The sequence below is a fragment of the Pseudomonas sp. BMS12 genome, assembly GCF_001592875.1.
Classification (GTDB): domain Bacteria; phylum Pseudomonadota; class Gammaproteobacteria; order Pseudomonadales; family Pseudomonadaceae; genus Aquipseudomonas.
Genome location: NZ_LSOF01000003.1, coordinates 181,035 through 202,177 on the forward strand (window position 1 = coordinate 181,035; position 21,143 = coordinate 202,177).

General features: G+C 65.9%; 21 protein-coding genes. 14 read left to right on the plus strand and 7 right to left on the minus strand.

Annotated features, from left to right (window positions below):
• The first annotated feature begins 27 nt into the window (after positions 1 to 27).
• Positions 28 to 471 carry a DUF4399 domain-containing protein gene (locus AYB31_RS01960; RefSeq protein WP_068825246.1) on the plus strand — a complete coding sequence of 148 codons (444 nt, stop codon included), beginning with the start codon at positions 28 to 30 and terminating at the stop codon, positions 469 to 471.
• Positions 472 to 637: 166 nt separating this feature from the next.
• Here the strand turns inward: AYB31_RS01960 and serA are convergent, their stop codons facing one another.
• Positions 638 to 1,867, minus strand: a complete 1,230-nt coding sequence (gene serA, locus AYB31_RS01965; protein WP_068825248.1) for a phosphoglycerate dehydrogenase — start codon at positions 1,865 to 1,867, stop codon at positions 638 to 640.
• A gap of 187 nt (positions 1,868 to 2,054) precedes the next feature.
• Here serA and AYB31_RS01970 point away from each other — a divergent pair, with 187 nt between their 5' ends.
• From AYB31_RS01970 to AYB31_RS01985, 4 genes are all read left to right on the plus strand, one after another.
• Positions 2,055 to 3,449: an FAD-binding oxidoreductase gene (locus AYB31_RS01970; RefSeq protein WP_068825250.1), complete on the plus strand. Its 1,395-nt coding sequence runs from the start codon at positions 2,055 to 2,057 to the stop codon at positions 3,447 to 3,449.
• Positions 3,450 to 3,543: 94 nt separating this feature from the next.
• Complete coding sequence (locus AYB31_RS01975; RefSeq protein ID WP_068825253.1) at positions 3,544 to 4,209, plus strand: fumarylacetoacetate hydrolase family protein; 666 nt, start codon at positions 3,544 to 3,546, stop codon at positions 4,207 to 4,209.
• Positions 4,210 to 4,307: 98 nt separating this feature from the next.
• On the plus strand, positions 4,308 to 5,222 hold the full coding sequence (locus AYB31_RS01980; RefSeq protein ID WP_068825255.1) for an SdiA-regulated domain-containing protein: 915 nt from the start codon (positions 4,308 to 4,310) through the stop codon (positions 5,220 to 5,222).
• A gap of 115 nt (positions 5,223 to 5,337) precedes the next feature.
• Positions 5,338 to 6,261: an SdiA-regulated domain-containing protein gene (locus AYB31_RS01985; protein ID WP_068825257.1), complete on the plus strand. Its 924-nt coding sequence runs from the start codon at positions 5,338 to 5,340 to the stop codon at positions 6,259 to 6,261.
• 13 nt (positions 6,262 to 6,274) lie between these two features.
• Here the strand turns inward: AYB31_RS01985 and AYB31_RS01990 are convergent, their stop codons facing one another.
• Together AYB31_RS01990 and AYB31_RS01995 are read right to left on the minus strand one after the other, a co-directional pair.
• The gene (locus AYB31_RS01990) at positions 6,275 to 6,607 is read right to left on the minus strand and encodes a YegP family protein (RefSeq protein WP_068825259.1); all 333 of its coding nucleotides are present in this window, start codon (positions 6,605 to 6,607) and stop codon (positions 6,275 to 6,277) included.
• Between the two features lie 62 nt (positions 6,608 to 6,669).
• Positions 6,670 to 7,563 carry a LysR family transcriptional regulator gene (locus AYB31_RS01995; RefSeq protein WP_068825261.1) on the minus strand — a complete coding sequence of 298 codons (894 nt, stop codon included), beginning with the start codon at positions 7,561 to 7,563 and terminating at the stop codon, positions 6,670 to 6,672.
• A gap of 188 nt (positions 7,564 to 7,751) precedes the next feature.
• Between AYB31_RS01995 and speB the strand changes: the two genes are divergently transcribed.
• The 5 genes from speB (at position 7,752) to AYB31_RS02020 (ending at position 14,074) form a co-directional block, all read left to right on the plus strand.
• A complete protein-coding gene (gene speB, locus AYB31_RS02000; protein WP_068825263.1) occupies positions 7,752 to 8,711 on the plus strand; it encodes an agmatinase in 960 nt (319 codons plus the stop codon).
• 74 nt (positions 8,712 to 8,785) lie between these two features.
• Entirely contained in the window at positions 8,786 to 10,180 is a 1,395-nt protein-coding gene (locus tag AYB31_RS02005; protein ID WP_068825265.1) for a YjiH family protein, read from the plus strand.
• 48 nt (positions 10,181 to 10,228) lie between these two features.
• On the plus strand, positions 10,229 to 11,830 hold the full coding sequence (locus AYB31_RS02010) for a 5-guanidino-2-oxopentanoate decarboxylase (RefSeq protein ID WP_068825267.1): 1,602 nt from the start codon (positions 10,229 to 10,231) through the stop codon (positions 11,828 to 11,830).
• Between the two features lie 115 nt (positions 11,831 to 11,945).
• Entirely contained in the window at positions 11,946 to 13,286 is a 1,341-nt protein-coding gene (locus AYB31_RS02015; protein ID WP_068825269.1) for a purine-cytosine permease family protein, read from the plus strand.
• A gap of 62 nt (positions 13,287 to 13,348) precedes the next feature.
• Positions 13,349 to 14,074, plus strand: coding sequence for an MBL fold metallo-hydrolase (locus tag AYB31_RS02020; RefSeq protein ID WP_068825271.1), 726 nt, complete (start codon positions 13,349 to 13,351; stop codon positions 14,072 to 14,074).
• 241 nt (positions 14,075 to 14,315) lie between these two features.
• Here the strand turns inward: AYB31_RS02020 and rpiA are convergent, their stop codons facing one another.
• Complete coding sequence (rpiA, locus tag AYB31_RS02025; protein ID WP_068825273.1) at positions 14,316 to 14,987, minus strand: ribose-5-phosphate isomerase RpiA; 672 nt, start codon at positions 14,985 to 14,987, stop codon at positions 14,316 to 14,318.
• Between the two features lie 181 nt (positions 14,988 to 15,168).
• Between rpiA and ilvA the strand changes: the two genes are divergently transcribed.
• The 3 genes from ilvA to AYB31_RS02040 are packed head-to-tail and all read left to right on the plus strand — an operon-like array spanning position 15,169 to position 17,638.
• Positions 15,169 to 16,686, plus strand: a complete 1,518-nt coding sequence (gene ilvA / locus AYB31_RS02030) for a threonine ammonia-lyase, biosynthetic (RefSeq protein WP_269085682.1) — start codon at positions 15,169 to 15,171, stop codon at positions 16,684 to 16,686.
• Between the two features lie 12 nt (positions 16,687 to 16,698).
• Positions 16,699 to 17,142, plus strand: coding sequence for a DUF2269 family protein (locus AYB31_RS02035; RefSeq protein ID WP_068825277.1), 444 nt, complete (start codon positions 16,699 to 16,701; stop codon positions 17,140 to 17,142).
• 28 nt (positions 17,143 to 17,170) lie between these two features.
• A complete protein-coding gene (locus AYB31_RS02040; protein WP_068825279.1) occupies positions 17,171 to 17,638 on the plus strand; it encodes a DUF2269 family protein in 468 nt (155 codons plus the stop codon).
• An 8-nt stretch (positions 17,639 to 17,646) separates the two neighbouring features.
• Here the strand turns inward: AYB31_RS02040 and AYB31_RS02045 are convergent, their stop codons facing one another.
• Genes AYB31_RS02045 through AYB31_RS02055 form a run of 3 tightly spaced genes read right to left on the minus strand, consistent with a single transcriptional unit; the run spans position 17,647 to position 20,516 of the window.
• Complete coding sequence (locus tag AYB31_RS02045; RefSeq protein WP_068825281.1) at positions 17,647 to 18,741, minus strand: DNA methyltransferase; 1,095 nt, start codon at positions 18,739 to 18,741, stop codon at positions 17,647 to 17,649.
• Positions 18,734 to 19,846, minus strand: a complete 1,113-nt coding sequence (locus tag AYB31_RS02050; RefSeq protein ID WP_068825283.1) for a radical SAM protein — start codon at positions 19,844 to 19,846, stop codon at positions 18,734 to 18,736. The genes AYB31_RS02045 and AYB31_RS02050 overlap by 8 nt, the downstream gene beginning before the upstream one ends.
• A 13-nt stretch (positions 19,847 to 19,859) precedes the next feature.
• Complete coding sequence (locus AYB31_RS02055) at positions 19,860 to 20,516, minus strand: HAD family hydrolase (RefSeq protein WP_068825285.1); 657 nt, start codon at positions 20,514 to 20,516, stop codon at positions 19,860 to 19,862.
• 144 nt (positions 20,517 to 20,660) lie between these two features.
• On the opposite strand from AYB31_RS02055, the gene AYB31_RS02060 reads away from it, so the two are divergent.
• Positions 20,661 to 21,140: an RNA pyrophosphohydrolase gene (locus AYB31_RS02060; protein ID WP_068825287.1), complete on the plus strand. Its 480-nt coding sequence runs from the start codon at positions 20,661 to 20,663 to the stop codon at positions 21,138 to 21,140.
• Positions 21,141 to 21,143 lie beyond the last annotated feature (3 nt).

The window sequence follows — 21,143 nt, forward strand, 5'->3', positions numbered from 1 at the left end:
GCTGGAACACGCTCAAGGAGCTCCAGCATGCCCAACTTCCTGCCCAATATGGGCCTTTTCGTAGTGCTGTGTGCCAGCCCGCTGCTGGCCCAGGCCCAGTCACCCGCCTCACCGCAACTACCCGCCCCGGAAGGCGCCCAGGTGTACATCATCGAGCCAGCCGATGGCGCCACCGTCGCGCAGACCTTCACCGTCAGGTTCGGCCTCAAGGGCATGGGCATAGCGCCGGCCGGGGTCGATTTCCCCGACACCGGGCACCATCACCTGCTGGTGGATGTCGAGGAGATGCCGCTGCTGGATACGGCGCTGCCGGCAACCGAGCATATCCTGCACTTCGGCAAGGGCCAGACCGAGACCCAGCTGACCCTGCCACCCGGACCGCACACCTTGCAGCTGCTGATCGGCGACAAGTACCACGTGCCCATGGACCCACCGGTAATCTCCAAGAAGATCACCATCCAGGTGCAATAAGGCAAGGCTGTGCCCGCACTGCCTGCCGGTGCAGAGCACACTGCTCGGAAAGAGCGTCTCTAGCCGCGAAAACCCGCACCTAGCCCCGACCTGGCGCTGCCGTTACCGACTTGATGCCCACAAAAAAGGGAGGCCGAAGCCTCCCTTTTTCATCGCGGCGTGCGGATCAGAACAATACGCGGCTGCGGATGGTGCCGTTGACGTGCTGCAGCTTCTCCAGCGCCAGGTCGGAATACTCGGCGTCGACGTCGATCACCACGTAGCCGACCTTGTCGTTGGTCTGCAGGAACTGGCCGGAGATGTTGATGCCATTGTCGGCGAACACCTTGTTGATCTCGCTCATCACGCCCGGGATGTTGGCGTGGATGTGCAGCAGACGGTGCTTGCCCGGGTGCGCCGGCAGAGCCACTTCCGGGAAGTTCACGGACGACACCGAGGTACCGTTGTCGCTGTACTTGACCAGCTTCTCGGCCACTTCCAGGCCGATATTGGCCTGCGCCTCTGCGGTGGAACCACCGATGTGCGGGGTCAGGATCACGCGATCCAGGCCACGCAGCGGGCTCTCGAACTCTTCGTCGTTGGACTTAGGCTCGACCGGGAACACGTCGATGGCGGCGCCGATCAGGTGCTCGTCCTTGATCGCTTCGGCCAGGGCTTCCAGCACCACTACGGTGCCGCGAGCGGCGTTGATCAGGATGCCGCCCTTCTTCATGGCGCGAATTTCCTTCTCGCCGATCATCCACTTGGTGCTTTCCAGCTCCGGGACGTGCAGGGAGACGATATCGGCCATGCCCAGCAGCTCGTGCAGGCTGGCGATCTGCGTGGCGTTGCCCAGCGGCAGCTTGGTCAGCGGGTCGTAGAAGAACACCTGCATGCCCAGGGCCTCGGCCAGCACGGAGAGCTGGGTGCCGATCGAACCATAGCCGACGATACCCAGCTTCTTGCCGCGGATTTCGAAGGAATTGGCCGCCGACTTGATCCAGCCACCGCGGTGGCAGGAGGCGTTCTTCTCCGGAATGCCGCGCAGCAGCAGGATGGCCTGGGCCAGCACCAGCTCGGCGACCGAGCGGGTGTTGGAGTAAGGGGCGTTGAACACGGCGATACCGCGCTCGCGGGCGGCATTCAGATCGACCTGGTTGGTGCCGATGCAGAAGCAGCCGACGGCGACCAGGCGCTTGGCACAATCGAAGACCTCTTCGGTCAGCTGGGTACGCGAGCGGATGCCGATGAAATGCACGTCGGCGATCTTTTCCTTCAGCTCTTCATCTGACAGGGCGCCCTTGAGGTACTCGATGTTGGTGTAGCCAGCGGCCTTCAGCACATCGACGGCGTTCTGGTGCACGCCTTCCAGCAGAAGGAACTTGATCTTGCTCTTGTCGAGAGAGGTCTTGCTCATCGGAGTACCTGTGGTCCCACAAAAAGTGTCAGGGAAGCGGCTGCGGACAATGCCGGCCAGGGCCCGCAGATCGGCTCGGGGGCTCGATTGGCGGGGTGCGTATGCTAGCATACGAGCCCCGCGAAACAGCCACCCCTGGGCGATGAAGCGTACTCAGGGTGACCATGAACCGTTTGAGAGTTCCCAGATGACCAATCCTGCCCTGATCGACGAGCTGAAGACCCTGGTGGAGGCCGGCAAGGTGCTGACCGACGCCGACTCGCTGAACGCCTACGGCAAGGATTGGACCAAGCATTTCGCCCCGGCACCGTCCGCCATCGTCTTCCCCAAGACCATCGAGCAGGTACAGGCCATCGTGCGCTGGGCCAACGCCCACAAGGTTGCCCTGGTGCCTTCGGGCGGCCGCACCGGTCTGTCCGCCGCTGCCGTGGCGGCCAATGGTGAAGTCGTAGTCGCGTTCGACTACATGAACCAGATTCTCGATTTCAACGAATTCGACCGCACCGTGGTGTGCCAGCCGGGCGTGGTGACCAAGCAGCTGCAGCTGTTCGCCGAAGACAAGGGCCTGTACTACCCGGTGGACTTCGCCTCCTCGGGCTCCAGCCAGCTGGGCGGCAACATCGGCACCAACGCCGGCGGCATCAAGGTGATCCGCTACGGCATGACCCGCAACTGGGTGGCCGGCATGAAGGTGGTCACCGGCACCGGCGAGCTGCTGGAGCTGAACCGCGACCTGATCAAGAACGCCACCGGCTACGACATGCGCCAGCTGTTCATCGGCGCCGAAGGCACCCTGGGCTTCGTCGTCGAGGCCACCATGCGCCTGGAGCGCGCACCGAAGAACCTCACCGCCATGGTGCTCGGCACCCCCGACTTCGACTCGATCATGCCGGTGCTGCACGCCTTCCAGAACAAGCTGGACCTGACCGCCTTCGAGTTCTTCTCGGACAAGGCCCTGGCCAAGATCATGGCCCGTGGCGACGTGCCGCCGGCCTTCGACACCGACTGCCCGTTCTATGCCCTGCTGGAATTCGAGGCCACCACCGAGGAGGTCGCCAACCAGGCGCTGGAGACCTTCGAGCACTGCGTCGAGCAGGGCTGGGTGCTGGATGGTGTGATGAGCCAGAGCCAGCAGCAGCTGGAGAACCTGTGGAAGCTGCGCGAGTACATCTCCGAGACCATCAGCCACTGGACGCCGTACAAGAACGACATCTCGGTCACCGTGGGCAAGGTGCCGGCCTTCCTGCATGACATCGACCGCATCGTCGAGGCCAACTACCCGGACTTCGAAGTGGTGTGGTTCGGCCATATCGGCGACGGCAACCTGCACCTGAACATCTTGAAGCCGGAGAACCTGTCCAAAGACGAGTTCTTCGCCAAGTGCGCCATCGTCAACCAGTGGGTGTTCGAGACCGTGCAGAAGTACAACGGCTCCATCTCCGCCGAGCACGGCGTGGGCATGACCAAGCGCGACTACCTGCACTACAGCCGCTCGGAGGCCGAGATCGGCTACATGAAGGCGATCAAGGCCGTATTCGACCCGAACGGCATCATGAACCCGGGCAAGATCTTCCCTCTTTGACTTCCGTCGGATGGCCGGCGCCACCCACGCCTGCCATCCTCTGCTCCGCGGCGGCCTCGGCCGCCAGCTGTTCCTTCGCCACCCAGGAGCCCGCATGAGCTACCAGCACCAGTACACCGACGGTACCCCGATCCACTTCCCGCTGGGCAAGGTGGTCTGCGTCGGGCGCAACTACGCCGAGCATGCCGCCGAGCTGAACAACCCGATTCCCACCGAGCCACTGCTGTTCATCAAGCCGGGCAGCTGCACCGTGCCGATGGCCGGTGGCTTCGCCATCCCGCAAGATCGCGGCGCCGTGCACTTCGAGGCGGAGATCGCCGTGTTGATCGGCAAGCCGCTGTCGAAGAAGCCCTCCGAAGAAGAAGTGCTGGACGCCATCTCCGGCTATGCGCCGTCCCTCGACCTGACCCTGCGCGACGTACAGGCGAAACTGAAGGAAAAGGGCCTGCCCTGGGAGCTGGCCAAGAGCTTCGACGGTGCCTATGTGCTGGCGCCCTTCGTCGCCGCCGATGCGGTGGAGGACGTGCGCGACATCAGCATCCGCCTGAGCATCGACGGGAAGGTACGTCAGGACGGTAACAGCCGCGACATGCTCAACCCCATCGTGCCGCTGATCCAGCACATCGCCGCCCACTTCAGCCTGCAGCCGGGCGACGTGGTGTCTACCGGCACTCCCGCCGGCGTCGGCCCGCTGGCCAGCGGCGAGAGCCTGGAGATCGAGCTGCTCGGCCTGTCGCGCTTCGCCAGCCAGGTACTCTGAGGCCGGCCACGGCAAAAGCGGCGGGCATCCCGCCGCTTTCACAGAACTTTCACCGCCCCCGAGTACTCTGAGAGGCTCGATCTTCCGAGCAGTCCCGGATGCCACTCATCTCCCGTCGCCATACCCGCCTTCTGCTACTGATCAGCGCCGTCGTCTGCCTGGCCCTCGTCGTCGACTACCGGCACTGGGATGACCATGCCCGACTCTGGCTCAAGGAGCGCGACATGTCCGCCAGCGCCCGCGTCGCGAGCATCTGGCTGCCGGGCTACAGCGCCAGCGTGCAGGGCAAGCCGCTGGCCGGACTGGAAGACGACGAGACCTCCGACCTGGCCTACAGCCCGCTGACCGGCACCCTGTTCACCGTCACCGGCAAACTGCCCATGCTGGTCGAACTGAGCCGCACCGGCGAGGTGCTAAGGCGCATCGTGCTCAAGGGCTTCTCCAATCCGGAGGGAGTGGCGGTATTGGAAAACGGCAACATCGCCGTGGCCGACGAGCGCCAGCGCAACCTGTCGATCTTCAGCCTGACCCCGGAAACGCTCGAACTGGACATGGCCGATGGCCAACCGTTCGACCTGGGCTTTCCGGATGCCGGTAACAAGGGCTTCGAGGGCGTGGCCTGGGACCCGGCCCAGCAGCGCCTGCTGCTCGGCAAGGAACGCTCGCCAAGCATGTTCAGCCTGGGCAGCGACGGCCAACGCCTGCTGCAAACCGAGTTGCAGCCACTGCCCAGCTACGGCCTGGGCATGCGCAACCTGTCCGCCCTCTCGGTAGACCCGCGCACCGGGCACATCCTCGCCCTCTCCGCCCAGTCGCACCTGTTGCTGGAGCTAGACGCCCAGGGCGAGCCGGTCAGCTTCATCAGCCTGATCGGTGGCCAGAGCGGGCTGGAAAGCCGCATTCCGCGCGCCGAGGGAGTGGCCATGGACGAGGACGGCACCATCTATATGGTCAGCGAGCCCAATCTGTTCTACGTCTTCAACCGGGATCAGCCCGCCGCGCCCAGGGGCTGAACACGAGCCCCGAGCCGGCCGTGGATAACTCGCTACGCAGAATGCCCCACGACGCTTAAGCTTGGGTTCAGCCGGCCGTGCTTCCATACGGCCCCTCCCCCCGTGGATGCCCACCATGCGCCGACTGACTCGACCACGTTTTCTGCTGCCGGCAGTCCTGTTGCTCCTGTTGTCCCTTGCCGCAGTGGCCGCCCAGCAATTGCGTCTGTTCGAGCGCGGCTGGTTCAAGTTGCAGGAGTGGCGTCATACCAGTGAATGGCGCGAACGTTCGGTCTGGCTACCGGACTATGTTGCCACCCTGCAGGCCCAGCCGATCGAAGGGCTGGAGGATGATGTCTCGGCGCTGACCTTCGATCCGGATCGCCGCAGCCTGTTCACCGTGACCAACAAGAACTCGGAAATCATCGAACTGACCCTCGACGGGAAGATCATTCGGCGTATCCCCATGACCGGCTTCGGCGATCCGGAAGCCATCGAGTACATCAGTACCGATATTTATGTGATTACCGATGAGCGCCAGCAGCGACTGTTCCGCGTGCACCTGAGCGAGGACACGGCCTATGTCGATGCCGCCGACTCCGAGCAGCTATCGCTGGGCATCGGTCTCAACGGCAACAAGGGCTTCGAAGGGCTGGCCTATGACAGCCAGGGGCAGCGCCTGTTCGTGGCCAAGGAGCGCGACCCGCTGAGCATCTACGAGATCCACGGCTTTCCCCACACCGACCCGGACAAACCCTTCGCCGTGCACGTGGTGAACGATCCGGAGCGCGATGCCCGACTGTTCGTGCGTGACCTGTCCAGCCTGCAGTACGACGAACGCAGCGGCCACCTGCTGGCCCTGTCCGATGAGTCGCATCTGGTGCTGGAGCTGAATGCCGATGGCCAGCCGATCAGTTCGTTGTCGCTGCTCGGCGGGCGCCAAGGCCTGGAGAAAACCGTACCGCAGGCCGAAGGCGTGGCCATGGACGACCAGGGTCGGCTCTATGTGGTGAGCGAGCCGAACCTGTTCTACGTCTTCGAGAAAAAGCCCGCCGAATAGGCGGGCAAGTCACTCAGCTATCGTCCTGCAACGCCGCCTCCGGCGCGTTCCTCTTCACCGATTCGGTGCCGGCCACGGCACTGGCCTCGCTCGCATACATCTGACTCTGGCCGACCACCTGGCCGTTGGTGGCCTTGAGCACGAAGTGAAACTTGCCACTGGCGGCCGGCTTGACCTCGAAGGCCCCGTCGCGCTGGGAATTCTTGCGTACCGACTCGATGCCGTTCAGCGCCGAATCCTTGGCCTTGTACATTTCGCTGCTGAGGATGATCTCGCCGTTGCCGGCAAGCAGATTGAAGTGGAACTGGCCGTCTTTGCCGGTTTTCAGGTGGAACTTGCTGGCCATGGTCTAACTCCTGTCACGGGGAAGGTTCAGCAAGCCTAGACGCTGATGCCGGCCCTGCACGCCTAGGACGGATTGAGCTGCCCGCGCAACAGGTCGCGAAAGCTCTGGATCAGCGGCTCGCGCGAGCGCCCGCGACGCAGCGCCAGGCTGAACGGTGCCTGGTAGCCGAAGGTGGTGGGCAGCAAGACCTTGAGCCGCCCCTGCTCGGCCCAGGGCTGGGCGTAGTGCTCGGGCAGATAGCCGATATAGGCGCCCGAGAGCACCAGGATCAGTTGCGCCTCCATCGACTCCACGGTCGCCGCACTGTGCTTGAAGCCGTGCCGGGCCAGCTCGCTCTGGCTCCAGTAGCCACGCCCCACCATGCGCTGCTGGGTAATCACCTCGGCGGGTATCCTGCGCTGGGTGAACAGGGGATGGCGATCACTGCAGTACAGCCAGTGCTGCTCGCGGTACAAGGCCTGATAGGTCAGGCCGTTCATCCGCGTATAGAAGGCGCCAATGGCCAGGTCCAGGCGGTTCTCCAGCAGCGCCAGCTGCAACTCGGCAGGGCTCAGTACCGCCAGGTGCAGGTGCACGGCCGGATGCTCCTCGCTGTACACACCGATGACCTCGGCCAGCGGCAGCGCCGGATCGCCCACGGTGGAGTCCAGTACGCCGAGGTTCAGGGTGCCACGCAGCTCACCCTTGAGCGCCGCCGAGTAACGCTCGAAGCCCTCCAGCTCGGCCAGCAGGCGCAGGCACTCCTGATGGAACAGCTCGCCCTTGCTGGTCAGGCTGAAGCCGCCGCGACCGCGGTGGCAGAGCACCAGGCCCAGCTGCGCCTCCAGCTGGCTCATGTAAGTGCTGATCGCCGAAGTGGACAGGTTGAGTTCCTGCTGGGCGGCGGCGAAACCCTGGTGGCGCACCACGCTGGCGAAGATGCGCAGCAGCTTGAGATCGGGCAAGGCAGGGGTCATGGGCGCAGTCCGTCGGTAGGAGTGCTCATCCTAAGACGGTGACGGTTAGTTTAGAAATTCATGAACTAATTATTTCGCCACAGCGATTCTTTTTGTCGCCCCGGCGCAGAAGAATCGACCCACGCTCCGCTCGGGGCGCTCGACCGTCCCGAGTTCATTACAAGCACAACAACCGTGAGGCCCCACCCATGGACAAGATCCTGCACCAGCCCCTGGGCGGCAATGAAATGCCCCGTTTCGGTGGCATCGCCACCATGATGCGCCTGCCGCATATCCAAAACGTCGAAGAAAAACGCCAGCTCGACGCCGCCTTCGTCGGCGTGCCGCTCGACATCGGCACCTCGCTGCGCTCCGGCACCCGCTTCGGCCCACGCGAGATCCGCGCCCAGTCGGTGATGATCCGCCCGTACAACATGGCCACCGGCGCCGCGCCGTTCGACTCGCTCAACGTGGCCGACATCGGCGACGTGGCGATCAACACCTTCAACCTGCTGGATGCCGTGCGCATCATCGAAGAGGCCTACGACGAGATCGTCGAACTCGACATCAAGCCGCTGACCCTGGGCGGCGACCACACCATCACCCTGCCGATCCTGCGCGCCCTGCACAAGAAGTACGGCAAGATCGGCCTGGTCCATATCGACGCCCATGCCGACGTCAACGACCACATGTTCGGCGAGAAGATCGCCCACGGCACCACCTTCCGCCGCGCTCAGGAAGAAGGCCTGCTCGACAGCCAGCGCGTGGTGCAGATCGGCCTGCGCGCCCAGGGCTACACCGCCGAGGACTTCAACTGGAGCCGCAAGCAGGGCTTCCGCGTCGTGCAAGCCGAAGAGTGCTGGCACAAGTCGCTGGAACCGCTGATGGCCGAAGTGCGCGAGAAGGTCGGCGGCGGCCCGGTGTACCTTTCCTTCGACATCGACGGCATCGACCCGGCCTGGGCGCCCGGCACCGGCACCCCGGAAATCGGCGGCCTGACCACCATCCAGGCGATGGAGATCATCCGCGGCTGCCAGGGCCTGGACATCATCGGCGGCGACCTGGTCGAGGTTTCCCCGCCCTACGACACCACCGGCAACACCTCGCTGCTAGGTGCCAACCTGCTTTACGAAATGCTCTGCGTGCTGCCGGGTGTGCAGCGCCGCTAGGCGCCACTCCGGCCTTTTATTACGACCGGGCGCCCGGCGCCCGGACACACTGACAACAACAATCAAGGTGTGCCATGAACCACGAAGAATCCATGCCGTTGCTGGATGACCAGCCCGCACCCGAGCACAGCTACAGCGCGCGTCAATTTCTGATGTTCCTGATCCCCTCGCTGCTGGGGATCCTGCTGTTCCTCACCCCCATCGTCTACGAAGAGAAGGTCACCATCGGCCTCGGCGTCATGGCCGACGCCCTCAAGGCCGCGCTGAGCGCTCATCTGCCGGCCATCGCCACCGGTCTGCTGCTGTTCTCCGCCATCGCCGGCTTGCTGGCCACCCTGCTCAAGCCACACTGGGTCACCCGCCGCCCGGCCCTCAACGACCTGTTCAACCTGCACCCGTTCTGGCTCGGCCTGCGCGTGGTCGGCGCGCTGTTCGCCGCCATGACCTTCTGGCAGTTCGGCCCCGAGTGGATCTGGAGCGCCAACACCGGCGGCGTGGTGCTGAAAGACCTGGCCCCGGTGCTGATCACCTTCTTCCTGGTCGCCGGCCTGGTCCTGCCACTGCTCACCGACTACGGCCTGATGGAGTTCTGCGGCACCCTGGTGCGCAACGTGTTCCGCAAGATCTTCGGCCTGCCGGGCCGCTCGGCCATCGACGCCATCGCCTCCTGGCTCGGCTCGGGCACCGTCGGCGTGCTGATCACCGCCCAGCAGTACCAGAAAGGCTTCTACAGCGCGCGTGAAGCGGCGGTGATCGCCACCAACTTCTCCATCGCCTCGATCGCCTTCAGCCTGCTGATCACCAGCTTCATGAAGCTCGACCACCTGTTCGTGCCCTTCTACCTGACCGTGGTGGTCGCCGGCCTGGCCGCCGCCATCATCACCCCGCGCATCCCGCCGCTGTCGTGGAAGAAGGACGAGTACGTCGCCGGCGTCGGCAAGCAGATCAGCGAAGACGTACCGGCCGGCACCTCGCTACTGCGCTGGGGCCTGGCCCAGGCCGTCAATCGCGCCAACATCAATCCGTCGCCGGCACAGATGGCGCGCATCGGCGTGCACAACGTGGTGGATATCTGGCTCGGCCTGCTGCCGCTGGTCATGGCCATCGGCACCGTGTCGCTGGCCATCGCCGAGTTCACCCCGATCTTCAACTGGCTGTCCTACCCGCTGGTGCCGCTGCTCGAAGCGCTGCAACTGCCGGAAGCGGCCAAGGCGGCGCCGGCCATGCTGGTGGGCTTCGCCGACATGTTCCTGCCGGCCGTGCTGGGCAAGGGCATCGAGAGCGAGCTGACCCGCTTCGTGGTGGCCTGCATGTCGCTGACCCAGCTGATCTACATGTCCGAAGTCGGCGTGCTGATCCTCAAGGCCAAGCTGCCGCTGAACCTGCTGGAGCTGTTCGTCATCTTCATCATCCGTACCCTGATCACCCTGCCGATCATCGCGCTGATGGCGCACTGGATCGTCGGCTAAGCCGCACCGGCCCCGCACGGGGCCGGGCGCACAACACAGGACTTCAGCATGACCACTTGCGGCGAATTCCTCGTCAAACAACTCGAAGCCTGGGGCGTCGACACCGTGTTCGGCATCCCCGGCGTACACACCGTCGAGCTCTACCGCGGCCTGCCGGGCAGTGCCATCCGCCACATCACCCCGCGCCACGAGCAGGGCGCCGGCTTCATGGCCGATGGCTATGCCCGCGTCAGCGGCAAACCCGGCGTGTGCTTCATCATCACCGGCCCGGGCATGACCAATATCCTCACCGCCATGGGCCAGGCCTACGCCGACTCCATACCCATGCTGGTGATCAGCAGCGTCAACGAGCGCGCCCGCCTGGGGCACGGCAATGGCTACCTGCACGAGCTGCCCAACCAGCGCGCCATGGTCGCCGGCGTATCCGCCTTCAGCCACACCCTGATGAGCGTCGAGGAGCTGCCGGCGGTACTGGCCCGCGCCTTCGCCGTGTTCGAGGGCGAGCGACCACGCCCGGTGCATATCGAGCTGCCACTGGACATCATCACCGCCGACGCCAGCCATATGCGCGTCCAGGCCAAACCGCGCTGCGCCCGCCCGGCGCCGGACCGTGCCCTGCTGCAGGAAGCCGCCAGCCTGCTGCGCGGCGCCCAGCGCCCGCTGCTGCTGCTCGGTGGTGGTTGCGTCGAAGCCCAGGCCGAGGCGCGCGCCCTGGCCGCCGCGCTGGACGCGCCGACCGCGCTGACCATCAACGCCAAGGGTCTGCTACCGCCGGGCCACCCGCTGCTGCTGGGCAGCAACCAGTCGCTGGTGCCGGTGCGCGAGCTGGCGCTGCAGGCCGACGTGGTGCTGGCCATCGGCACCGAGCTGGGCGAGACCGACTACGACGTGGTGTTCGACGGCAACTTCCGCATCCCCGGCCAGCTGATCCGCATCGACATCGACCCACAGCAACTGCACCGCAACCATGCACCGACCCTGGCCATCCAGGGCGACGCGCGCCTGGCCATGCGCATGCTGCTGGCCGGGCTCAACCCACGCAGCGCCGAGCCGAACAGCCCCGGCGCGCAACGCACCGCCGCCGCCCAGGCGCAGCTGGCCGAAGGTTTCTCCGGCTGGGCGCACTACCGCCAGCTGTTCGATACGCTGCTGGACGTACTGCCCGAGGCGCGCTTCGTCGGTGACTCGACGCAGACCGTGTACAGCGGCAACCACCTGGTCGAGCTGGACGGCGCGCGGCGCTGGTTCAACTCCTCCACCGGCTACGGCACCCTCGGTTACGGCCTGCCGGCCGCCATCGGCGCCAAGCTGGCCGAGCCGACGCGCCCGGTGGTATGCCTGATCGGCGACGGCGGCATCCAGTTCACCCTGCCGGAGCTGGCCAGCGCGGTGGAAGCCGGCGTCGGCATCGTCATATTGCTGTGGAACAACAGCGGCTACGGCGAGATCAAGCGCTACATGGAGCGCCGCGACATCACCCCGATCGGCGTGGATATCTACACCCCGGACCTGATCGCCATCGCCCGCGGCTATGGCTGCGCGGCGGAACGGGCGCGTGACCACGCGCACCTGGCCGAGCTGCTACGCAGCGCGCCCGCAGATCGCCCGCTGATCATCGAGGTCCGTGAGGAAGCACCCTTCCACCCTTGAGCCAGCCCACACTGGCCCGGATGCCATCCGGGCCAGGGCAATAACGACAACAAGCACCTGCACCACTGACTGCCGCGTTACCTAAAGCAATAATCAAACATCGGGGAGTCGACACATGCTCAAGAACCTCAGCCAACACTTCGGCCAGGACGGCCTCGCCGCCACCGACGCCAGCCACCGCAGCCTCGGCTTCGGCGGTACCACCGCCCTCTGGCTGGGCGCCAACGTGGTGGTCACCACCATCCTCACCGGCATGCTGCTGGTGCCGGATCTGCCCTTCCTGCAGGCCATGCTGATCGTGTTGTGCGGCTCGGCCATCGGCATCCTGCCGCTGGTATTGGTCGGCCTGATGGGCCAGCGCACCGGCCTGACCACCATGGTCCTGGCCCGCGGCAGTTATGGCGTGCACGGTGCCAAACTGCCCTCGCTGGTCAACCTGCTGACCCTGCTGGCCTGGAGCTGGATCCAGGCGCTGCTGGCTGGCATGAGCCTGAACTACGCGGTCGAGCACGTCACCGGCTACAGCAACCTGCCGCTGTTCACCATCCTCTGCGAGACCCTGGTGCTGCTGATCGCCCTGCGCGGTCACCTGGGCATCGAGCGGGTCGAGCGCTGGGCTGCCATCGGCATGCTGCTGCTTGCCGGCGCGGTGTTCTACGTGATGGCCGACAAGTTCGAGTTCAGCCAGCTGCTGAGCATGCCGGTGGAGCCGCGCAACGAGATCACCCCCGGCATCGCCTTCGACATCGTCATCGCCACCGCCTTCTCCTGGATTCCACTGGCCGCGGACTACAACCGCAACTGCCGCACTCAGGGCGATGCGGCCGTCGGAACCTGGCTCGGCTACGTTGTCGCCACCCTGCTGGCCATGGGCCTGGGCGCCACCGTTTCCGGCTTCTCGGTACTCGGCGGCATGGAGCAGACCTATGACCCGGCGGTACTTCTGGCCGGCTTCGGCTTCGGTCTGCCGGCGGCCATCGTGGTGTTCCTCTCGGTGATGACCACCAACGTGATGTGCGTGTACAGCGCCAGCCTGTCGTACCTGAACATGCGTCCGCAGACCAAGTTCTGGAAACCGGCCCTGGTGATCGGCGTGCTGTCAGTGGCCGGCTCGCAGATCCCCGGCATCCTCGACAACTTCCAGAGCTTCCTGCTGATCATCGGCAGCCTGTTCATCCCGGCCTTCGCCGTGCTGATCGCCGACTTCTTTCTGATCCAGCGCGGTCAGTACGCGGTCGACGATCTGCTCAGCGAGGACGGCGGCAGTTACCGCTATCTGGGTGGTTTCAACCCGGCGGCCTTCGCCGCCTATGGCCTGGGCGCCGTGCTGGCCTACTACTGGGGCTGGGTTTCGCCGCTGGCCTGGGGCGCCTCGCTGCCGGTATTCCTGATCACCGCCACCAGCTACACCGTGCTGCGTCGCTGGGTGCTGGTGCCACGCGTGCGTCTGGCCTGATCGCCCATCCCAGTACAGACTGCAGAGGCCGCCGCAAGGCGGCCTTTGCGCAAGGAGCCGAAATGAAGATCGTCAGCAAAGACCACTGGTTCGAGGTGCGCCGCCTGGACGACGGTGTGCGCCTGATCCATGAGCCCTACGTGCGGCCCTTCTACCGCTGCAACCTGTGGCATATCAGCGGCCGCGAGCGTGATGTGCTGGTGGACTCCGGCTCCGGCCTGGTCAGCCTGCGCGAGCAACTGCCCTGGCTGACCGCCAAGCCGCTGCTGGCCGTGGCCAGCCACACCCACTTCGACCATATCGCCGGCCACCACGAGTTCGCCGAGCGCCTCTGTCACCCGGCCGAGGCCGCCATCCTTGCCGCACCAGATGGTGACAACACACTGGCCACCGCCTTCGTCGGCGACGAGATGTTCGAGGCGCACCCGGAGTGCCCGCTGTGCTACGCCGAATACCGGGTGAAGGCCGCGCCGGCCACCCGTCTGATCGAGGAAGGTGACGTACTGGACCTCGGCGACCGCGTGCTGCAGGTGCTGCACACCCCCGGCCATTCGCCCGGCGGCATCAGCCTGTGGGAAGCGGCCACGCAGACCCTGTTCTCCGGCGACATCGTCTACGACGGCCCGCTGATCGAAGACGCCTACCACTCCAACCTGGCCGACTACGCCGCCAGCCTCGAACGCCTGCGCCACCTGCCAGTGCGCACGGTGCATGGCGGCCACTTCGCTAGCTTCTCTGGAGAGCGCTTGCGCGAGCTGATCGACCAGTGGTTTGCCAAGCATCCCTGACCAGCCAAACTCCGTACGGGCCGACCATCGCGGCTGAATCCGCTCCCACAAAGTCGATCCCGTGCTTTTGTGGGAGCGGCTTTAGCCGCGACAGCCCCAGGCAGCACCAAACCGTAGGAAGGGCCTTGGCCGCGACCCAGACCACCCAGAACTCTTCCGGTCGCGGCCAAGGCCCCTCTTACAGATAACTTTGCAGGCACAAAAAACCCGGCCGAGGCCGGGTTCTTTCACTTCAGGGCGATCAGACCTTCAGCGTCTTCACACCCTCGGCGGTGCCGAGCAGCAGCAGGTCGGCCGGGCGCGCGGCGAACAGGCCGTTGGTGACCACGCCGACGATGGCATTGATGTCCGCTTCCAGCTTCACCGGGTCGACGATGCTCATGTTGTGCACGTCGAGGATGATGTTGCCGTTGTCGGTGACCACTCCCTCGCGGTACACAGGGTCGCCGCCCAGTTTGACCAGCTGGCGCGCCACGTGGCTGCGGGCCATGGGGATCACTTCCACCGGCAGCGGGAAGGCGCCAAGCACCGGCACCAGCTTGCTGGCGTCGGCGATGCAGATGAAGGTCTTGGCCACCGCCGCGACTATCTTCTCGCGGGTCAGCGCGGCACCGCCGCCCTTGATCAGGTTGAGGCGCTCGTCGCTCTCGTCGGCGCCGTCGATGTAGAACTCCAGGCCGTCCACGGCGTTGAGGTCATACACCGGGATGCCATGGCCCTTGAGGCGCGCGGCGGTGGCTTCGGAGCTGGCCACGGCGCCGTCGAAGGCCATCTTATGCTGGGCCAGGGCGTCGATGAAGCAGTTGGCGGTGGAGCCGGTGCCGACGCCGATCACGCTCTTGCTGTCGAGGAAGGGAAGAATATGGTCGACGGCGGCCTGGGCCACGGCCTGCTTGAGCTGATCCTGGGTCATCGCGGGTTCTGCGCCTGGGGAGTACGGGAAGGGGCGAATTATAGCCCCGCGCCCCCGCGATCGGCTGCGTTTTATCGCCACAGTCCTACTGTTATGCGGTTTTCCCCGCGGTCTGTCGGTGGCCGCCGGCCGAAGCGCTGGGGTAGACTCCGGAATCCTTGAAAAGCCCGCCAGTGAAGCCGTGATGCTCGAACAGTACGTCAAGAAGATCCTCACCTCGCGCGTCTACGACGTCGCGGTGGAAACCCCGCTGCAACCAGCCCGCCAGCTCACCGAGCGCCTGGGCAACCAGATTCTGCTCAAGCGCGAGGATCTGCAGCCGGTGTACTCGTTCAAGATTCGCGGCGCCTACAACAAGCTGGCCCAGCTCAGCCCCGAGGAGCTGGAACGCGGCGTGGTCACCGCCTCGGCCGGCAACCATGCCCAGGGCCTGGCCCTGGCTGCCAAGCATCTGGGCGTGAAGGCGACCATCGTCATGCCGCGCACCACCCCGGAGCTCAAGGTGCAGGGCGTGCGCTCGCGCGGCGGCAAGGTGGTGCTGCACGGCGACGCCTTCCCCGAGGCGCTGGCGCACTCGCTGAAACTGGTGGAAGAGAAGGGCTACACCTACATCCACCCCTACGACGACCCGCTGGTGATCGCCGGCCAGGGCACCGCCGCCATGGAGATCCTGCGTCAGCAGCCGGGCCAGCTCGACGCCATCTTCGTCCCGGTGGGCGGCGGCGGCCTGATCGCCGGTATCGCTGCGTACGTGAAATATCTGCGCCCGGAGATCAAGGTCATTGGCGTCGAGCCGGATGACTCCAACTGCCTGCAGGCCGCCATGGCCGCCGGCGAGCGCGTGGTGCTGCCGACCGTGGGCCTGTTCGCCGACGGCGTAGCGGTGGCACAGATCGGCCAGCACACCTTCGACATCTGCAAGCAGTACGTCGATGAAGTCATCACCGTCAGCACCGACGAGATCTGCGCGGCGATCAAGGACATCTACGACGACACCCGCTCGATCACCGAACCGGCCGGCGCGCTGTCCGTGGCCGGGATCAAGAAGTACGTGGAGCGCGAAGGCATCAGTGGCCAGGTGCTGGTCGGCATCGACTCCGGCGCCAACGTCAACTTCGACCGCCTGCGCCACGTGGCCGAGCGCGCCGAACTGGGCGAGAAGCGCGAGGCGATCATCGCCGTGACCATCCCCGAGCGTCCGGGCAGCTTCAAGGCCTTCTGCGAGGCGATCGGCAAACGCCAGATCACCGAGTTCAACTACCGCTACCACACCGACCGCGAAGCACACATCTTCGTCGGCGTGCAGACGCACCCGGAGAACGACCCGCGCCAGGCGCTGGTGGACACCCTGCGCGAGCAGGGCTTCCCGGTGCTGGACCTGACCGACAACGAGCTGGCCAAGCTGCACATCCGCCACACCGTGGGCGGCCACGCCGCCGCCGTGGCCGACGAAGTGGTGCTGCGTTTCGAGTTTCCCGAGCGCCCCGGCGCGCTGTTCAACTTCCTCAACCGCCTGGGCGGGCGCTGGAACATCACCATGTTCCACTACCGCAACCACGGCGCTGCCGACGGCCGCGTGCTGGCCGCCCTGCAGGTGCCGGCGGAAGAACGCGAGCAGATTCCGGCGGCCCTGGACGCCATCGGCTATCCCTATTGGGACGAAACCGACAACCCGGCCTACAAGCTGTTTCTCGGATAAGGAAGTGCCGTGATGGAACACTACCAACTGCTCAAGTACGCCCACCTGATCCCCGCCGTGCTGCTCCTGGCCGGCCTGGTGGCCCACGCTTTCATGCTGTGGAAGGCCCATCGCGGCGGCGATGCCACGGTGCTGACCCGCAAGCTGCGCGTCACTCGCCTGTACAGCCTGCCGGCGCTGGGCCTGCTGGCCGTCAGCCTGCCGATCAGCGGCTGGTGGTTGGTGCACACGGTAGGCCTGTCGCTGGGTGCCAGCTGGCTGCTGTACAGCGCCATTCTGTTCGCCCTACTGATGCTGTTCGGCCTGCTCCTGCATGGTCGCCTCGGCGCCTGGCAGACGGCGGTCGGCAATGGCGCGGTACCGACCAAGCTGCTGCGCTTCGTGCTGGCCTATGCGGTGCTGGTGTTTGTCCTGCTGCTGGCGATCTTCGCCCTGATGGGGGCCAAGCCGGCCTGATGATGCACCCGATCATCGAGCAGCGGCCATGAGCCTGTACCTGCTGCTCAAGACCCTGCATATCCTGTCCGCCACCCTGCTCTTCGGCACCGGCCTGGGCTCGGCCTACTATGCCCTGCGCGCCTGGCGCAGCGGCAATCTGCGGGTGATCGCCACGACCTTCCGCCACCTGGTTACCGCCGACTGGCTGTTCATCGCCACCACCGCTGTATTCCAGCCGCTCAGCGGCCTGGCCCTGGCCAGGGTTGCCGGCTGGCCGCTGAATCAGCTGTGGCTGCTGTGGAGCGCCGGGCTGTTCGTCTTCGCCGGGCTATGCTGGCTGCCGGTGCTGTGGCTGCAGATCCGCGTACGCAATATGGCTTCCAAGGCGCTACGCGATGGCACGGAGCTGCCTGCGCGCGCACACCTCTACATGCGTATCTGGTTTGCCCTGGGCTGGCCGGCCTTTATCGCCTTTATCGCGATCTTCTGGCTGATGGTGGCCAAACCCCTGTAGCCCTGCCATCAGGCCACCGGCAGGCCTCGGCACAACCGCGCATCCAACAGGCGTTCGGCGACATCGCCCTCATCCAGCTCGAAGCACAGATCCAGGCGCAGGCGCTCGCCGTTGCGCAGCACGCGCTCGGCGCGGAAGTAGTAACGACCGCGATAATCCGCCAGGCGCACCGGCAGCCGCAGCGCCTGCTGCCAGCAGCTCAAAGCAAAGCCCTGGCCCTGCAACCAGGCCAGCAGAGCGTTGACCCCTGCATCCTCGGCGGGCAGCAGCAGGTCGATATCCGCCGGCCAGGCCTGCGCCTCATCCGCCAGCCAGGCGGCGAAACTGCCGAACACGGCGAAGCGCAGACCCGCGGCCTGCATGGCCTGCAACACCGCCAGCCCCTGCTGCGGGTCCGGGGCCGCGGCCTGATTGCGTAGGATCAACGCGTATTCGTGGCTGCGGTCGCTGCGCCAGGCCAGGTGTGGCAATTTTTCCGGCGGCTTGCGGTAGAGCAGGATGCGCTCCTCGCACAGCTGCAGTTGCCCGGCCAGCAGCCGGCCCAGATCCCAGGCCAGCGGCAGCATCTGCCCGTCGAGCTGCAGGTTCTCCGCCATCACCACGCAGTAGCGCCCCGGCGCCAGCAAACGGCGGATCAGGCGAAAGTGCTCGCCGACCTGCTCCAGGTAGCGCGCGTAGTCCGCACTGGCATACAGCTGGGCAGGATCGGCCGAGGCCCAGCGGCTGCCGAAGTAGGGAATGCTGGTCAGGCACAGGTCGACGCTGCCTTGCGGCGGGCTGCGCAACAGGTCGTCGGCCACGACCCGCTGGGCCGTGGCGCCATGCTGCGCCAGGCGTTCGCGGGACAGCGCGGCGCGTGCCGGGTCGATCTCGTAGCCGAGGCCGGCGCGCCCTTCGAGGTGTGCCGCCAGCAGGGTGCTGGCGAAGCCGCAGAACGGATCCAGCACCAACTCTCCCGGGCGCGAGAACTGGCGGATGAAGGGGCGCATCTGCTCCACCCAGCCACAGTCACGCGCGGCGATGGGGTCGCGCTGACGCAAGTCGTCCGGCAGGCGCCAGGCCGGGTCTTCCTGCTCCAGCAACATCCAGCTGCGACTATCCATGGCGCGTCTCCAGCAACACGTCGCGATCCGGTTGCCAGCCTGCGCAGAGCTGGCCATTGGCGAAGTACACCAGCTTGTACACCCGCCCTTCGGCATGGCGCTTATGCATGGTGCGGTAGTCCGAACACTCGAACACCACTCGCAGGCCACTGCGATGGCGCAACTGCAGGTTCCAGAAGTAGTAGCCGTCGGTCAGCGCCTGCGCATCCAGCCCCAGCTCGCGCCTAGCCAGGCAGGCCTGCAGCAGCGGCTCCAGCGCCACGCGCTGCTGGCTCAGATAGCGCGCCGTGGCATTGGCCACATAGCCCGTATCGAGGCGCGACAGCTCGCGGAAGATCACCGTGTCCACACCCAGCCGACCGGCCCAGTCCAGGTAGCTGGCAACCGCCTGCGGCGAGTCGATGCCGCCGCGCTGCAGCAGGCACACCAACTTCACCGGAAAGCGCCCGGACGCGGCATGCAGCAGCTGCTGGAAGACCTCTGCGTGGGCGACCGTCTGGCCGGGGCGAAAGCGCATGATGCGCTGGTTCTCGCTCGCGTCGTGGTGATGGCGCGACAGCTCCAGCCAAGACAGCCCGAAGCGCTCCAGCGCCGCCAGCAGCTCATCTCCCCGCGCGCCAGCCAGGCCGGCGCCGTTGGAATAGAGCACGCGTTGCTCGACATCCGCCAGGTCGACCGGGCCGTTCAGGCACTCCAGCAGCTGCAGCAGCCAGTCCGGATCGTCGCTGGCCTCCAGGCCGGACAGCGAATAGGCGCGCGGCAGGCCGCGCAATTCGGCGAGAACGCGCTGCAGGCCGACGAAATAGTGCGCGTCAGGTCGCAGGCGCGCCGGCGCCTGAGCATCGTTGCGCTGGCGCAGGTTTTCCGAGCAGAAGTGGCAGCGCGCCGAGCAAGGGTTGCTGGAGGCATAGGGGGTCAGCGTCAACGGTTGGGCGAACTGATAGTCGCGACCGCCGAGGCGATGGCGCTTCCAGCGCTGGCGATCCTCACCGGGGGCCCGCTGGATCAGGTCCAGGCCGCCGGCCAGCAGCTGCCGGGCCAGTGACGAGCCGAGAAAAGCAGCCGGCGCATCGCTGGCGATCAGGGGAGCGTGGCTGACATCCATGTCGGCGCCTGGCTCAGTCGCGCAGGCTGAGCACCGGCCAGCCACGCTCCAGCGCGGTGGCGCGCAGGGTGTCGTCCGGGTCCACCGCCACGGGGTGGGCGACGGCCTGCAACAGCGGCAGGTCGTTGCGCGAGTCACTGTAGAAGTAGGCGCCGTCCAGGTTCAGGCCGGTCTCGGCCAGCCACTGGTTCATGCGCGTCACCTTGCCCTCCTGGTAGCAGGGTACCCCAGCGACCTGACCGGTGTAGCGACCATCCTGCATGCCGCACTCGGTGGCGATCAGAGTTTCGACGCCCAGGCGCGCGGCAATCGGCGCAGTAACGAAGCGGTTGGTGGCGGTGATGATCACCAGCCTGTCGCCGGCCTCACGATGCTGCTGCAGCAGCGCCTCGCCCTTGGACAGGATGATCGGCTCGATCACCTCACGCATGAACTCGGCCTGCCAGCGCGCCAGCTCGGCGGCCTCGGTGCGCGCGAGAATGGCCTGGGTGAAGCTCTGGTAGGCCACCACATCAAGCCTGCCGGCACAGTAGTCGGCATAGAAGGCATCGTTGCGCGCGCGGTATTCCACGGCATCGACGCGGCCCGTTTCGCAGAGGAATTCGCCCCAGCTGTGGTCGCTGTCGCCGGCGAGCAGGGTGTTGTCGAGGTCGAAGAGGGCGAGACGCACGTCGGAGTACCTGAGCTGCATGGTCGAAAGGGCCGTCAGGATAGCGGTTTTCACCGCCCCTGCCCACGGCCGGGGCCGCGCGTTTGCTGCGCCTGCGGGCTTTGTGGAACAATGCCGAAACATGCGTTTTCGAGGTGTTCTGCCGTGATCGACTCCGATGGTTTTCGCCCCAATGTCGGCATCATTCTGACCAATGATGTTGGCCAGGTGCTGTGGGCACGGCGGATCAACCAGGACGCCTGGCAGTTTCCCCAGGGCGGCATCAACCCACAGGAGTCGGCGGAGCAGGCGCTGTACCGCGAACTCAACGAAGAAGTGGGCCTGGAACAGCAAGATGTGAAGATTCTCGCCTGCACCCGTGGCTGGTTGCGTTATCGTCTGCCGCAACGCCTGGTACGCACCCACAGCCAACCGCTGTGCATCGGCCAGAAACAGAAGTGGTTCCTGTTGCGCCTGACCGGTGCCGAAGAGCGGGTGCGCATGGATGTGACCGGCAAACCCGAGTTCGACGGCTGGCGCTGGGTCAGCTACTGGTACCCGCTCAACCAGGTGGTCAGCTTCAAGCGCGAGGTCTACCGTCGCGCCCTCAAGGAACTCGCCCCGCGCCTGTTGGCGCGCGACTGACGG

Excerpts from the sequence above, each read along its gene's own strand:
- AYB31_RS01960 (WP_068825246.1), top strand. The coding sequence starts at position 28 with ATGCCCAACTTCCTGCCCAATATGGGCCTTTTCGTAGTGCTGTGTGCC.
- serA (WP_068825248.1), bottom strand. The coding sequence starts at position 1,867 with ATGAGCAAGACCTCTCTCGACAAGAGCAAGATCAAGTTCCTTCTGCTG.
- AYB31_RS01970 (WP_068825250.1), top strand. The coding sequence starts at position 2,055 with ATGACCAATCCTGCCCTGATCGACGAGCTGAAGACCCTGGTGGAGGCC.
- AYB31_RS01975 (WP_068825253.1), top strand. The coding sequence starts at position 3,544 with ATGAGCTACCAGCACCAGTACACCGACGGTACCCCGATCCACTTCCCG.
- AYB31_RS01980 (WP_068825255.1), top strand. The coding sequence starts at position 4,308 with ATGCCACTCATCTCCCGTCGCCATACCCGCCTTCTGCTACTGATCAGC.
- AYB31_RS01985 (WP_068825257.1), top strand. The coding sequence starts at position 5,338 with ATGCGCCGACTGACTCGACCACGTTTTCTGCTGCCGGCAGTCCTGTTG.
- AYB31_RS01990 (WP_068825259.1), bottom strand. The coding sequence starts at position 6,607 with ATGGCCAGCAAGTTCCACCTGAAAACCGGCAAAGACGGCCAGTTCCAC.
- AYB31_RS01995 (WP_068825261.1), bottom strand. The coding sequence starts at position 7,563 with ATGACCCCTGCCTTGCCCGATCTCAAGCTGCTGCGCATCTTCGCCAGC.
- speB (WP_068825263.1), top strand. The coding sequence starts at position 7,752 with ATGGACAAGATCCTGCACCAGCCCCTGGGCGGCAATGAAATGCCCCGT.
- AYB31_RS02005 (WP_068825265.1), top strand. The coding sequence starts at position 8,786 with ATGAACCACGAAGAATCCATGCCGTTGCTGGATGACCAGCCCGCACCC.
- AYB31_RS02010 (WP_068825267.1), top strand. The coding sequence starts at position 10,229 with ATGACCACTTGCGGCGAATTCCTCGTCAAACAACTCGAAGCCTGGGGC.
- AYB31_RS02015 (WP_068825269.1), top strand. The coding sequence starts at position 11,946 with ATGCTCAAGAACCTCAGCCAACACTTCGGCCAGGACGGCCTCGCCGCC.
- AYB31_RS02020 (WP_068825271.1), top strand. The coding sequence starts at position 13,349 with ATGAAGATCGTCAGCAAAGACCACTGGTTCGAGGTGCGCCGCCTGGAC.
- rpiA (WP_068825273.1), bottom strand. The coding sequence starts at position 14,987 with ATGACCCAGGATCAGCTCAAGCAGGCCGTGGCCCAGGCCGCCGTCGAC.
- AYB31_RS02035 (WP_068825277.1), top strand. The coding sequence starts at position 16,699 with ATGGAACACTACCAACTGCTCAAGTACGCCCACCTGATCCCCGCCGTG.
- AYB31_RS02040 (WP_068825279.1), top strand. The coding sequence starts at position 17,171 with ATGAGCCTGTACCTGCTGCTCAAGACCCTGCATATCCTGTCCGCCACC.
- AYB31_RS02045 (WP_068825281.1), bottom strand. The coding sequence starts at position 18,741 with ATGGATAGTCGCAGCTGGATGTTGCTGGAGCAGGAAGACCCGGCCTGG.
- AYB31_RS02050 (WP_068825283.1), bottom strand. The coding sequence starts at position 19,846 with ATGGATGTCAGCCACGCTCCCCTGATCGCCAGCGATGCGCCGGCTGCT.